This is a genomic window from Thermosipho atlanticus DSM 15807 (assembly GCF_900129985.1).
GTDB classification, from domain to species: Bacteria; Thermotogota; Thermotogae; order Thermotogales; family Fervidobacteriaceae; genus Thermosipho_A; species Thermosipho_A atlanticus.
Genome location: NZ_FQXN01000006.1, coordinates 48295 through 62690 on the forward strand (window position 1 = coordinate 48295; position 14396 = coordinate 62690).

Annotated in this window: 9 protein-coding genes, 1 tRNA gene and 2 rRNA genes; 2 read left to right on the forward strand and 10 right to left on the reverse strand. The window is 32.4% G+C overall.

All coding sequences use genetic code 11. The annotated features are described in order from the left end of the window. Window positions 1–5 precede the first annotated feature (5 nt). The 7 genes from BUB65_RS07520 to iadA form a co-directional block, all read right to left on the reverse strand. A tRNA-Thr gene (locus tag BUB65_RS07520) sits at window positions 6–81 on the reverse strand. A gap of 47 nt (window positions 82–128) precedes the next feature. Further along, a complete protein-coding gene (locus BUB65_RS07525) occupies window positions 129–1271 on the reverse strand; it encodes an alkaline phosphatase family protein (protein WP_407701163.1) in 1143 nt (380 codons plus the stop codon). A gap of 47 nt (window positions 1272–1318) precedes the next feature. Further along, on the reverse strand, window positions 1319–3736 hold the full coding sequence (locus BUB65_RS07530) for an ABC transporter permease subunit (RefSeq protein ID WP_073073766.1): 2418 nt from the start codon (window positions 3734–3736) through the stop codon (window positions 1319–1321). Next, a complete protein-coding gene (locus tag BUB65_RS08570; RefSeq protein WP_073073769.1) occupies window positions 3736–5442 on the reverse strand; it encodes an ABC transporter permease subunit in 1707 nt (568 codons plus the stop codon). Before BUB65_RS08570 ends, BUB65_RS07530 begins: the two co-directional genes overlap by 1 nt. A gap of 70 nt (window positions 5443–5512) precedes the next feature. After that, window positions 5513–6685, reverse strand: coding sequence for a sugar ABC transporter substrate-binding protein (locus tag BUB65_RS07540; protein WP_073073771.1), 1173 nt, complete (start codon window positions 6683–6685; stop codon window positions 5513–5515). An 87-nt stretch (window positions 6686–6772) separates the two neighbouring features. Beyond that, window positions 6773–8980, reverse strand: a complete 2208-nt coding sequence (locus tag BUB65_RS07545; RefSeq protein WP_073073773.1) for an ATP-dependent Clp protease ATP-binding subunit — start codon at window positions 8978–8980, stop codon at window positions 6773–6775. A gap of 20 nt (window positions 8981–9000) precedes the next feature. Next, entirely contained in the window at window positions 9001–10161 is a 1161-nt protein-coding gene (iadA, locus tag BUB65_RS07550; RefSeq protein WP_073073775.1) for a beta-aspartyl-peptidase, read from the reverse strand. Window positions 10162–10206: 45 nt separating this feature from the next. Here iadA and BUB65_RS07555 point away from each other — a divergent pair, with 45 nt between their 5' ends. Beyond that, window positions 10207–10890 (forward strand): CPBP family intramembrane glutamic endopeptidase, encoded by a 684-nt coding sequence (locus tag BUB65_RS07555; RefSeq protein WP_073073776.1) that lies wholly within the window; start codon window positions 10207–10209, stop codon window positions 10888–10890. Between the two features lie 38 nt (window positions 10891–10928). Continuing rightward, a complete protein-coding gene (locus tag BUB65_RS07560; RefSeq protein WP_073073777.1) occupies window positions 10929–11291 on the forward strand; it encodes a NifB/NifX family molybdenum-iron cluster-binding protein in 363 nt (120 codons plus the stop codon). Window positions 11292–11331: 40 nt separating this feature from the next. On the opposite strand, the gene BUB65_RS08280 is transcribed toward BUB65_RS07560, so the two are convergent. The 3 genes from BUB65_RS08280 to BUB65_RS07580 all read right to left on the reverse strand — a co-directional run. After that, window positions 11332–13347 carry an HD domain-containing phosphohydrolase gene (locus BUB65_RS08280; RefSeq protein WP_084728080.1) on the reverse strand — a complete coding sequence of 672 codons (2016 nt, stop codon included), beginning with the start codon at window positions 13345–13347 and terminating at the stop codon, window positions 11332–11334. Between the two features lie 319 nt (window positions 13348–13666). After that, window positions 13667–13783, reverse strand: a 5S ribosomal RNA gene (rrf, locus tag BUB65_RS07575). A gap of 43 nt (window positions 13784–13826) precedes the next feature. After that, window positions 13827–14396: ribosomal RNA gene (locus tag BUB65_RS07580) — 23S ribosomal RNA — on the reverse strand; the annotation flags it as partial.

Consider the following 14396-nt stretch of genomic DNA (forward strand, 5'->3'; position numbering starts at 1 on the left):
GGGTGTGGAGCCAACGGAGGGACTCGAACCCTCAACCTACGCATTACGAATGCGCCGCTCTACCGATTGAGCTACGTTGGCCTGTCACCTAGTCTTATTTTATCAAACGCAAATTAAATGTCAATATTTTACAAAACAATCAAGGGAACATAAAGTTCTTCTTCGGTCAGCGCACCATGCATCCCTTCAAGTTTGTCTTCTCCACCGGTATAGAGATATGTAAATGCGTAATTTTCTTTGGTTACAAGAACCAAATCGCCAATTCTATTTAATGTTTCCGGATGAAGTTTCCCGATGCCAAAATAACCTTCTGCTAGCGCTTCTTTCGATGAAATTAATTCAAAACGATTTTTAAAATTGTCATTAAAATAATCTACTAGTTGTTGTTTTTTACCCACTTTTGTGTACAAATACATCATTCGCATTTCTCCTGTTGGAGGTATTCTCAAAAACTTTCTTAATTCATCCCCTAAAAATACATTTTTATTCCTTGGTATCTGAACCATTCCATGATCAGCTGTAATAAATACTCTTGTGTTTTTACCTTTTTGCAATTCTATAATTCTCTTTAACTCACGCAATATATATTCTGCTTCTGTCTCATACGAATAGCTATCCGGACCTTTTTTGTGACCTAAACCATCAAGCATTCCATAGTATACATAAACTAAACCCTTAAATTCTTTTTGAAATAATTTTGATATCGTTGCAAACATATCTCCCAAAGTATAATACGTCAAAACATTTGCATCTTTTTGAATCAAGAACGAAAGGCCAGAATTTGCAATGTTAGAACCAGTTAATATACCTGCATAATAACCTTCTTTCTTTATTTTTTGAAAAACATTTGGTAATCTCTTAATTTTTCTTTTTATTAATGTATCAAAACTAGTACTAGACATTCCAGGATAACTGAAATCAATCATATTCAAAATTGTACCTAATTCCCGCAAAAACTGGATATATCCTAATAATCCATGTTCTTGTGGGGTGAGTCCTGTCATATAACTTGTTATTGCAGAAACAGTAGTGGTAGGAAATACACTACTTAATTTGTAATACTTTTCAAACTTTAATTTTTCATTTAGTGTTAAAAATTTATTATACCCTAAACTATCGATAATCAACACAATTATTTTATCTGCTCCCTCAAGCTCAGGAGCTAAAAGATCCTTCATATCATTAAATTCTTCATGAATAACTTCTGATTTAAACTTACTCAATAATACATTAACAAAAGCTACTATACTATTTTTGTAATCTGGCTTCAACATATTATCCTCCAAAAATAGAACTATAAACTAACAGATATGTTTCTTTAACCCTTTACCGATCCTTTTGTTAAGCCACCAACAAGATATTTTTGCATTGAAAGGAACAAGATAACCATTGGCGCCATCCCTATTAATGCTGCAGCTGAGAATAATCCCCACTCTGTCTCGTACGGACCAGTTGAAAAAGTCCAAAGCCCAACAGCATAAGTATATTTTTCAACATCTTGCAAAATGATTCTAGCTAACACAAATTCATTAAACGTGCCCATAAAAGACAAGATTACAACCACAGCCAATATTGGTGAAGCAAGCGGAAGAACAATTCTCCAGAATGTTTGCCATCGAGTTGCTCCATCAATCATCGCAGCTTCTTCAAGAGAACTTGGAATTGTGTCATAAAAACCTTTAATTAAATACATATTAAATGCTATACCACCTAAATATACAAATATCAAACCTCCAAGTGTATTCAAACCAAGAACCGGAATATATCTTCCCAAGAAACTCAAAAATCCATATAATGCAACCATATACATAATTGCTGGGAACATCTGGATAAGAAGTAATGACATTATACCATATCTTCTACCTCTAAATCTCATTCTACTAAATGGATAGGCTGCCAGTGCGTTAACTAAAGTAGTAATAATTGCAACAAGACCTGCTACAATTACACTGTTTATAATCCACCTAATTAAATGATGTTCCGTTTTCTCTTTCCAAATTTGATCAATTCTAAACAAACTTTGATCTATTATCTTTAACTCTGAATTTGCTCCTTTAAGAGGTAACAAATCAATTAAATCTGTGGAACCCTTTGAAGATAAACTTAAATTTGAACCTATTCTTGCAGGATAATCTGACTGAATTTTTGGAAATAATTGTGCAAGTGCTGATATTCGAATCTTTAAACCGTTTTTTGCAGACCGAATTGCGTTAGGCCCTATTTCCTCTATATTACTAACATGTTTATCAAATTCATCCAAAAAAGCTTTCATATCTTTTGAAAACGTCTCATATCTTTTTTTGAAATTTTTATACGTTTCTACCCAATCCATGCTTCTTAGATAGGACCTTAATTCCTTTCGCTCAGTGTCATCATCTACATAAGATAGATAATTATTTAAATTTGTTCTTAAAATTCTTATCGCAAGATAAGCCTTGTTTATATCCTTAGGAAGTTTATATTTTTTCACTTTATTAATAAATGAATCAATTTTATCACTCAATATTACGCTAAAAACATATTTTTCAGCAGGTTGAAGTTCCTTTAATTTTGAATCATATTCAGCTGTTAATTCAGACAATTCAGATTTACTCTTTACCAATTCCATATTTACTGACTCAAGTAAGTTTGAAAGCTCAACATACTTATCAACTATTCCAGAAAAATTAACCAACAATCCAACGCTTTCCTTTAACTGTTTTGAAGCTTTTAAATTAAAAAGCCTTATAGTAGATAAGAAATCTGCATATCTACTTGTCGATTTCCCAGGATAATTTTTCCACTTTTCTAAAATTTCATCTGCAAGATTATTTAATTTCTGTATTTTTTTAGAAAATTCAGAAAACTCATCAGTAAATTTTAGTGTTGCCAATTCTTGCAGATAATTTCTAATTTTTTCAAATTCTTCCATTTCATTTGTTTCGGTTACTAACGCTTTCACAGAATTATCAAAATTGTTTAAAATATCCAATGCTACAATCAATGTATCCTCAAAACTTAAAAATCTTGGAAAAATAGATTCCTTAATAATTCCTGAAATTCTAGTATATTCTCTTTGATAAACATCTAAGCTTTTTTTCAATGAATTAATTTGAGCCTCTAAACTTTTTATACTTTCTTTTTTCTTCTCTATATTATTGATTAAATCGGAGTATAAACTTTCCCATTCTTTATAGTATGACTCAACCTTATTCATATCAAAATACTTTTTTATATCTCTTTCTTTTACTTTAGATTCTTTCAAAAGAACATTTATCGCAATATACAACTCTCTTTCTTGAGGAACTGTTTCTTTGGATTTTTCTTTCATAAGTTTTGCATTATTTACCAAATTTGAAACTAATTCATCAGAGTTGTCCATAATAAATTGTTGTATAGCTTCATATTTTTCATCTGACTTCTCAATCAATGATCTAGTTTCTATTGAATAATTTTTTAACCTCTCAATATCTTTGTTAAATTTTGCAATGAGGGCATCGTAAGTTTTTTCCGTATATGGTGATGAATTAGTCGTAATTGATTCTATGTCTTTAAGCAGTCTTAAAACGTTTTGTTCAGGAAATAGTAAATCTTTATAATTTTGTATACTTAGTCTAGAAGAAAATAATTTGGTTGAAAAAGCAGCGTTATCTCGTCTAAGTGAGGTAGAGACAACCCAAACTATAGGAAAAAGTATTAATATAATTAAGACAATTAAAATAAAATGTGTCAAAAAATTTCTTCTTTTTACAACCATTATCTATTCACCTCTTCAAAAGAACCTGAAATTCTAAAGTTTACAAAGCTTATTCCTGCCACAATAAAGAATATTAAAATTGAAATAGCACTTGCAAAACCAAAATCTTGTCCCCTACCCGCTTCAAATGCAAGTTTGTATGTATAAGATATCAAAATATCAGTTGCACCAGCAGGTGTAGATGTATTCGGTATAGCCGGGCCTCCTCCTGTTAAAAGATAAATATTTACAAAGTTATTGAAATTAAATGCAAAACTACCAACTAAAAGTGGAGCAACTGTAGTCATTAAAAGTGGAAAAGTAATTTTCCAAAATCTTTGCGACTTTGAGGCACCATCAATTGACGCCGCTTCGTATAATTCATCAGGTATACTTTGAAGAGCTCCCAAACTAACAGTCATCATGTATGGAAAACCAAGCCAAGTATTAACTATTAAAACAGCTACTTTAGCCCAAAACGGATTTGTCATCCATTGAATTGATTCTTTGTTTAACAATCCGTTTAAAATGAATTTGTTAATTATTCCATATGTCTCATTGAAAAATCCATTTTTCCATATGAGCACCGAAATAAATGCAGGAATAGCCCAGGGAATAATTAATAATGTTCTATATACAGATCTTCCTCCAAGAGTATTGTTGTTCAACACTAATGCGAAAACTAACCCTATTACAAACGTAAATAACACACTTAGAGCAGCATATGTGAAATTCCATAAAAATATTTTCAAAAATGGACCTGAGATAGTTGGGTTGGTAAAAATTTGAATAAAATTTTCTGGACCAACGTAAGAAATGTAACCCATTATCGGTACTTTCTCACCATTTTTATCAAAATCATAAAAGGTTCCATTCTCTTCCAATAAAGGCTTATTTGTCATATCATTTACCAAAACAGTTTTCACAACATTTCTTCCATTTTCTATTACTTCCGCTAATGCCAGTCTATATAAATGTCGAATAGTTTTCAATCGTAAAGTCCCATCTTCACTAAATCTCATTGATAACCTGTTTCCTTCTTTGTCAACAATTTCAACCTTACTTAGTAAAGGAAATCCTATATGAGATTTAAAAAACGTCTCATTAATTGCTGTATCTTTATCATCTGGAGAATAAAAATAATTGTATGTTTTGCCATTCTCTAAGATGGCCATTATTCTCCCGTTTTCTCTAATTAAGTCAAATCCTTCAATATCTTTCAATTCTGCTTCCCCAAGCAACATTTTTCCCGATTGAACTCTTATACTCTTTATATCACCCATTATATATTCTTTTCCATCTTGAGAAATTACCAATAATTTGAAATCTTCCGTGGGATTGATCCCATCAAATCTTACAAATACTTCATAGTTATATTCTTTGGAATTTTCAGGAATGTACGTAAACACAGGATCAGTCAAAAGTCTATCTACAACTTCCTGTCGAGTCATTATATGTCCAGTTCCATAATTTGTAAATGCAGTTTTTATCGTAAAAGCAATTGGATATAAAACCAATATAAACAACAAAATAATCGCAGGAATCATATATCTAAAAGGATATGAATTTTTATTAAAGATAAAATAATCAATCAATACTATTAATACAAAAAATGTGACCGATAATTCATAAAATCCTTTTTGAAATAAAAACAACGCTCCCCAAATAGAAAAAGCGTTAAACAAAGCAAGTGAAAGCCAACCCATCAATTTCCAAAATTTTTTCATCACATCTCCTCCCGCTTATTTTAAAAAGGGGGGAATTACAATTCCCCCCTAGCAATATATCACTTTAAAATTATTTTATACCTGCCAATATTGTATCAACAGCTTCTTTCAAAGCTTGTTCAACGGGAATTCCTTGATCAAGTGCTTTAGAAATTGCATCTCCCATTGCTCCCCATACACCAGCCATTTCAGGTACATTTGGCATTGGAAGACCATAGTTTCCTAAGAATTCTGCAAATGCCTTTGTTACATCATCAACCAATGGTAATAAATCTTTTCTTGAAGGTACCCTTGGATCAGCAAGGTAAATCCTGTACATTACATCTTTTGTTGCAATAAATTTGGTTAAAAATTCAATTGCATAAAGTTTATTTGGGCTCTTTGCGTTAACCATAAATCCTTGTGCACCAAAGAATGGTTTCGGATTAACTCCAGGTTCAAGTTGAGGAATTGGAGCTACTCCAAAATCAATTCCTGCTTCTCTCCAACCAGGAACTGCCCATGGACCATTGATTATCATAGCTGCTTGCCCATCTTTGAAAAGTCCGTCCATAACATTGTAATTATCTCCAGATTCAAGAATTCCTTCATCAACAAGCTTTTTAATCAATGACAATCCTTTAATTGCTCCTTCATTAGCAAGTCCTATATCTTTTACATTAACTTTACCATCTTTTTCTCCAAACACATATCCGCCATATCCAAAAATAGCGAAACTACTGAAATAGAAGTTTTTAAAATCGTAAACAAATCCTCTTACTTCCCCTTCGTATTCATCTTGAATTTGCTTTGCAAGTTCAATAAGTTCATCAAATGTTTTTGGTGGTTCTTCAACATAATCTTTGTTGTAAACCAATGCGGGCCCATCAAATGCATATGGGATTCCATAAAGTTTCCCGTTAAATGTAAAAGCTTTAAGTGGTGTTGGCAAGTATTGATCTTTTTCAGGAAGTACAGGAATTGGTTCAAGAAGTCCATTTGCTACAAGTTCACCAACCCAGTCGTGAGCTCCGACAATAATGTCTGCACCCTCACCCGCTGGAGCAGCTGTTAAAAATTTTGATTTTATATCACCAAAATTAACTTGTACAACTTCTACATCAATACCGTATATTGACTTGAACTCATCACCTAATTTTGTAAGAATAGGAGCTTGGGCTTCAGAAGTCCAAATAGTGATTTTTACAGCAAAAGCACTAATAATAACTACCATTAATAAAATGGTAACAAGCCACTTTTTCATAAACTTCCCCTCCTTTTTTAATGTGGGTTTGCTCTAATATTATACTACATTTACCTCAAAAACGTTTTATTTTGGAACAGTTTCCAATTATTCAATTTCATAAACAATATTATTATTTATAGCCTTAAATATAATCTTATTCCCACTTTTTATTTTTTCATTTATTATCAAATCTGAAATTGTAAATTCTATTGTATTTTCAAATAGCCGTCGCAATGGTCTTGCGCCCATTGTTGGAACATAACCAAATTCGGCAAGATATTTTTTGGCCGTTTCATCTACCAAAACTGTTATACCCTGTCCTTTGAGTTTACTATTTAATTCCTTGACATAAATATCAACAATCTCCTCAATATGTTCCTTTTTAAGGGGTTTAAAAATAACTATAGCATCAAGTCTATTTAAAAATTCTGGTTTTAGCTTTTCCTTTACCGCATTTTCTATAAGGACAGGGATATTTGTATCCTCATTTTCTTCAATAGCTTTTGTAATCAGTTCACTTCCTACATTACTTGTCATTATTATTATTGTATTTCTAAAATCAACTGTGTTTCCTTTTCCATCTGTGAGTCTACCATCATCAAAAACTTGAAGCAAAATGTTAAATATTTCAGAGTTTGCTTTTTCAATTTCATCTAATAAAACAACACTATAAGGTCTCCTTCTAACTGCTTCAGTTAATTGACCTCCTTCTTCATGACCTACGTATCCTGGTGGTGCTCCTATAAGTCTTGACACCGAATGTTTTTCCATATATTCACTCATATCAATTCTTACTAAAGTGTTCTCAGAACCAAATAAAATATCTGCCAATCTTTTTGCAAGCTCAGTTTTACCAACTCCAGTTGGTCCTAAAAACAAAAATACACCTGCTGGCCTTTTTTCATTTCGTATACCTGTTCGTGACATTCTAATAGCACTTGCAACAATTTTAACTGCTTCTTCCTGATCAACAAACTTTTCATGGATTAGTTTTTCAAGGTTTCTTAATTTTTCTTTTTCCGTTTCTAAAATTTTTCCGGTCGGTATACCAGTCCACATTTCAACAGTCTTAGCAATATCCTCATCTGTGACTACCTCACCACCTAATATCTTCACTCTCGAGGCTGATTCATCAATCAAATCCACAGCTTTATCTGGCAAAAATCTATCTGTAATGTATCTTGCAGCTAACTTTGCAGCAGATTCTATTGCCTTTTCTCCTATCTTCACTTTATGAAATTCTTCAAAAGAACTTTTCAAACCCTTCAAAATATTTATAGTTTCCTCAACACTTGGTTCATTAACATATATAGGTTGGAATCTTCTTTCAAGGGCTTTGTCTTTTTCAATATACCTTCTATATTCTTCCACCGTAGTTGCTCCAATACACCTTAACTCCCCTCTTGCTAATTCCGGTTTCAAAATATTTGCAGCATCTACTGAACCTTCGGAGGCACCTGCACCAACAACGGTATGAATTTCATCTATGAAAAGAATTATATCCGGTGACTTTTTGACCACATCTACTATTTTTTTTAATCTTTCTTCAAATTCCCCCCTAAATTTTGTGCCTGCAATCACCCTTGCTAAATCGAGTTTTAATATTCTCTTATCCTTTAAAAACTCTGGAACATCTTCTTTTACAATTTTCTGTGCAAGTCCTTCAACAATAGCAGTTTTACCAACACCAGGATCACCTATAACTACCGGATTGTTCTTTAATTTTCTTCCTAAAATTTCCATCATCCTAAAAATCTCTTTTTCCCTGCCAACAACAGGTAACAGCTTTTTTTTACGTGCAAGTTCTGTTAAATCCTCCGTAAATTTAGCTATAACATCAGCATTTTCATCCTCAGAAATTTCACCCGAGGTTCTTAATTCCTTTATAGCCTGGTAAATCCTATCTTGCGTAACTCCATATCTAGACAATATTCTAAAAGTCATACTCTCTGGTAAAAGTGTCATTGCTAAAAGAAGATGATCGGTCCCTATTTTCTCATCCCCCATTCTTTTAGCTTCTTTTTTTGCTTCTTCTATTACATGCCTCGCATCAGGTGTTATAAATATTTGTCCAGTAGGGGCTGCTGCTTTTACTCCATATCTTGAAATAAAAGTTTCTATTTCAGATTTTAATTCACTTAAATCAATTTTTAAATACTTTAAAATGTCTTTCGCAGCGTTTTCGTCATCTTCTAAAATCGCTAGAAGAATATGCTCTGACGACATTTGATTTTGTTTATATCTTTTCAAAATGTCAGAAACAGACATTAATACTCTTTGACCATTTTCAGTATAATCGTTCAAATCAAACAAATAGAACACCTCCTTTTTTATTAAGTCTCAAAAGTACCTCTTTTTAATAGCTTTTTTTCATACATTAAAAAATTACCTCGACTTATAACACCATCTATTTCAAAATCTTTATCCAAAATCACCAAGTCCGCATCAAAATTTCTCTCAACTTTTCCTTTTGTTTTTAACTTCAACACTTTTGAAGGGTTAAGTGTAATTGTTTTTAATGCTTCTTCTAAAGGCAAATAGCTTTTTTCAACACTTGTTTTTACTATATCAAATAAAGAAGTAACTTCACCTATTTTTAATCCTACGAATTTCCCTTCTTCATCAAATTTAGGTAGACTACCTTGACCGTCCGATGTTAATGTTACTTTGTCTATAACCCTATTTTCATAACATTCCTTTAGAAATTTTACCGTTTTGATTTTTCCTTCTTCAGTTGATGTGCTTGTCGTTAAATCAAAATATCCTCCCATTTTTGCAAATTCTATTCCTTGAAATAATAATTTTTCATTACGATTCATATGAGTTGGATATAAATTGGTAATTGGTATCTCAGATTTTAATACTATTTCAAATAAATAATCTATTCCTCGCTCTCCTGCCCCAACATGAAAATTAACAATACCTGCTTTCCCAGAAAGTAGGCCACCTAACCTTGCATTCGAGGCTATTTTTTTTATCTCTTCTAAGGTTGGCTGTGTTGATCTATGATCGGAAATTGCTATCTCTCCTACACCTACAACCTTATCTATTAATACTATGTCCTTCACAATACTTCCAGTAAAAGTAACTGGAGGAACGGCATATGAACCAGTAAAAATTAATGTTGTTATTCCTTCTTCATCTAAAGCTTTTGCTTTAGCATATAAATTCTCTAGACTTCTTGTAATCCCATCTGTTCCAAGACATCCAATTACGGTGGTAATTCCTCCTTCTATTAATTGACTTAAGTTTATCTCAGGAGTTCTCGTCGAATATCCTCCTTCACCTCCTCCGCCTGTTAAGTGCACATGACTATCAATAAATCCTGGAACTACTGTTTTACCGGTCAAATCATATGTTTCAATTTCCAAAGGAAAGGTTGCAATATTTATTTCCTTCTCAACTAATCCTATCTTTTCACCTAAGATCAATATATCTCTTCTTCCCAAATATTTTGGAGTATAAACTATCCCATTTTTTAACAACTTAATCATTTGATTTTCCCCCCATATCAGATATAATTAACCTGAGGTGGTAAAATGAACATTCTTATTTCTTTTGCTATTGTTTTTATTATAATATTTCTTTACATTATAATCATTAAAAAAATTTCAAATAAGTTGTATAAATTAATTACACGAGATATTTTTAAAATTCAAATTATTCTAGTCCCCATAACTATATTATACTCTATAATATTTGCTTATTTTTTAAAAATAAATTTTGTAGAAATGGGAATTCAAATAGGTGATTATAAAAAAGGTTTAACTTTTGTTAGCATTTTTGGGTTACCAATCTTTATTTTGACATATATCTTTGCAAAATTAACTAAAAAAAGCGAGTTAAATGATCTTAAATATTTAACAATAAATTCAAAATGGCAAATGATTTATATTTGGATTTTTGTTGGTTTAACTGAAGAAACTTTTTTCAGGGGATTAATACAAACATATCTTAGCAAAAGTATTGAAGGAAGTTTTATGAAAATCTCATATTCTGTTATTATAACAAGTGTTATATTCTCCCTATTTCATATTTTAAATGTTAAAAACAAAAATGAGACATTAAAGGCATTTTTGCAACTCTTTCCTACTAGGTTTTTAATTTCACTAATTCTTGGCTACACTTTTCAAATATCTAAAAGCCTTATTTATCCAATAATTATTCACAACCTTATCGATGTTATAACATTTTCAACAATTAAAAAAACTATTAACAATTAATCAGTATTGTAGTATAATAAATATAAGGAGGTGTAAAAATGAAAATAGCTCTACCTGTAGTTGAGAATAGAGGTGCTAATTCTTTAATATCTGAACATTTTGGGCATGCTCCATTTTTTGCATTTGTAAAAATAGACGAAGGAAAGATCGAAATAAATATCGAGAAAAACCCTTTAGAAGAACACAACCCCGGCGAAATACCAGAATATTTAAAAAATCAAGGAGTTAATTTAATAATTGTTCGTGGTATAGGGCAAAGGGCTATTTCGTTTTTTAACCAATTTGGCATTGAAGTAATACGCGGGGCTAATGGTACAGTTGAAAAGCTTATTCAACAATATCTTGAAGGGAAACTTAGAAATATAAATTATGAAGTAAAAGAAAAATTTCATAAACATTAAAACAATAACCACTCACATATAAGATCCTTAACCACTAACATTATGAAAATTTGTCATAAATTTCTTTGATTTCAAAATGATATTTTTTAAATATTTCCAGAATTTCTGGGTTAAAATCTTCTGGAGATGTTCTTCCATCACCTTCTAGAATTATTCTAAGTGCTTTTTCGTGAGTAAATTCTTTTTTGTATGGCCTTGAGGATCTCAAAGCATCATAAACATCTGCTATAGCTACAATCTGTGCTTCTATTGGAATTTCCCCGTTTTTTAACCCATATGGATATCCCTTCCCACTATATTTTTCATGGTGGTATAGTGCTATGTTTTTCGCAGTTTCAAAATATGGATCATCTAAAAGTTTAGCACCAAATATTGTATGTTTTTTGATTTCGTCGAATTCCTCTTCACTTAATCTTTCATTTTTTCTGAGCAATTCCCTATTAATAAATATTTTACCAATATCATGCAAAGGAGCAAACGATGCTATTTCTTTAATTTTCTCAGTTGGAAGTTTCAATTTTTCCGCAATAAATTTTGAGATTTTTCCTACTCTATAAACGTGCGCACCTGTTATGTCATCATAAGCTTCAGCTATAATTGAAAGCTTTTCTGCAAATTTTAAGTATGCTCTTCTTATTTCTTCCAATGATAATTTCTCTAACCAGAAAGCCTTCATTAAATTTCCTAAACCACTTATTAACTTCTTTGATTGCTCAGAAAAAGATTTTTTACTTTTTACGTCTATGTCTAATGAAAGCTTTATCCATAGTTCAGGTTTCAATTGAATTTCATTAACTAAAGTCTCTTTTGAAGGCTTTGCAGCTTTTCTTAATGTTTCATACTCCTCTTCTGAAAACTCCTCGATTTTCTCAGTATTAACAATATCTTTAACTATTCTTATATTCTCCCTTCGAGGAACTAAAGTAAATAATTTTTTAATCTGCTGAAGCTTTTTTAAATCGTGCCCATAGGCAGCTACAAATCTTGCAGTTTTATTCTTTGTATTTAGAAGAATAATACTTCCATAATCTGCTTCTGGAACAATTTGCACAGCTGTTTCAAGTACAACTTTATAAAACTTTTCTATATCTTGGCCCGGTGTCATCGTAGATAATAAATCAATCATTCTATAAAGGTTTTCCGAAAAATGCTTATTTTCTTTATATAATTCTTCTAGTTCCTTGTTTTTTATCAAAAGTTCACTTGTAGCTACTTTTAATGCTTTTCTATGTAAATAGAGAAAAACTGATATTACCAAAATTATTAATAAACTTACAGATACAAACCATCTTATCCAACTTGGAATTTCACTCTTACCAATTAATAAATACTTATCGAGTAATTCATAATAAATTGAAGTACTATCTGCTTTCCACTTTTTCAAATAAAAATCAATTTTATCTATTATTGTTTTATCAACATTTTTTGAAAATCCAAAGTAGATTTCAACGGGAGAAAAAATTATAGGAGTTTTATAAATTGAGTAAATACTACCAGAATATATCCTACTTACAACTCCCGCATAGGCTTTTTTTTCACTTACTGCTTTTAAAACTTCATCATATGATGTAAATTCGAGAAAATTGATATTTAAATGGAAACTTTCCGCAATTTTCCTTATACCTTCATCACCTGTATAATAAATATCACCCTTTAACACTGCCACAGTTTTATCATTCAAATCTAATATAGATTTCAAACTTTTATCGTAAGAATAAACAAGTCCCCAATTAACAAACACCGATTCTTTATTAAAAAGGATATCCTTTGCTCTTTCGTCGGAATAAGCTATATCTAAAAGTATATCAATTTTTCCTTGTTTTAGTTCGTTATATAATGTAGCGAAATCATCAAGGTATCTATAAGTTAATTTCCAATTTTCTTTACGAGCAATTACATTCAAAATTTCAGTTATAAATCCCTTTACTTTTCCGTTTTCATAATAAATTAAAGGTTTATTGTTGTAAATACCAACAATTATATTTCTACCAAATATTCCTCTTGAGAAAATCACTAAAGAAATTAGTAAAATTAAGTAAAAACATTTTTTGTTCATTAAAAACTCCTCTTCTTTCTTACGTATATATGAAATACCTACTATAAAAAATAATAACAAATTATTTTTCAATATGCAACAATAGGAAATATATTTTTACAATTAGAATAAAATATATGATTTAGTTCAACTACGTAATTTGTACTAAAAAATAGCCAAATAAATTACAACTTAATCTTGTAATTTTAATTACCTCTACTTATTGTTTATGAAAACAAAATTATACAGTTATCAAATAAGTCATTTATCTCACAACTTTGCAAACAAAAAAAGCTCTCCGGAGAAGGAGAGCTTTTTTCAAAAGTATTCACATAACGATCCCGGGCACTACCTACTCTCGCAAGGGGCGGACCCCTTACTACCATCGGCCCAGAGCGGCTTAACGGCCGGGTTCGGGATGGGACCGGGTGGTTCCCGCTCTGGTATCGGCACCCGGGAAAACTGGTGCCATTCAAAAATGCATAGGGTAGTACCAGATAGAGGTGAAGGCCTCGGCCGATTAGTACCGGTTGGCTCCACGCATTGCCGCGCTTCCACCACCAGCCTATCAAGGTCCTCTTCTCGAACCGGCCTTACTCCCTTAACGGGATGGGAGGTCTCATCTTGGGGCGTGCTTCCCGCTTAGATGCTTTCAGCGGTTATCACTTAGGAGCGTAGCTACCCGGCGTATGCCCTTGGCAGGACAGCCGGTACACCAGAGGCTCCCTCACCCAGGTCCTCTCGTACAATGGGCGAGCCCCCTCAAACCTCCTACGCCCGCAGCAGATAGGGACCGACCTGTCTCACGACGGTCTGAACCCAGCTCACGTACCCCTTTAATAGGCGAACAGCCTAACCCTTGGGACCTGCTTCAGCCCCAGGATGGGATGAGCCGACATCGAGGTGCCGATCCTTGCCGTCGATGTGAACTCTCGGGCAAGACTAGCCTGTTATCCCCGGGGTAACTTTTGTCCGTTGATCGACGACCCTTCCACTCGGAGTCGCCGGGTCACTAGGACCGGGTTTCCCCTCTGCTCGACCCGTCGGTCTCGCAGTCAGCCCGGCTTATG

Excerpts from the sequence above, each read along its gene's own strand:
- BUB65_RS07560 (WP_073073777.1), top strand. The coding sequence starts at position 10,929 with ATGAAAATAGCTCTACCTGTAGTTGAGAATAGAGGTGCTAATTCTTTA.
- iadA (WP_073073775.1), bottom strand. The coding sequence starts at position 10,161 with ATGATTAAGTTGTTAAAAAATGGGATAGTTTATACTCCAAAATATTTG.
- BUB65_RS07530 (WP_073073766.1), bottom strand. The coding sequence starts at position 3,736 with ATGGTTGTAAAAAGAAGAAATTTTTTGACACATTTTATTTTAATTGTC.
- BUB65_RS07540 (WP_073073771.1), bottom strand. The coding sequence starts at position 6,685 with ATGAAAAAGTGGCTTGTTACCATTTTATTAATGGTAGTTATTATTAGT.
- BUB65_RS07555 (WP_073073776.1), top strand. The coding sequence starts at position 10,207 with ATGAACATTCTTATTTCTTTTGCTATTGTTTTTATTATAATATTTCTT.
- BUB65_RS08570 (WP_073073769.1), bottom strand. The coding sequence starts at position 5,442 with ATGAAAAAATTTTGGAAATTGATGGGTTGGCTTTCACTTGCTTTGTTT.
- BUB65_RS08280 (WP_084728080.1), bottom strand. The coding sequence starts at position 13,347 with ATGAACAAAAAATGTTTTTACTTAATTTTACTAATTTCTTTAGTGATT.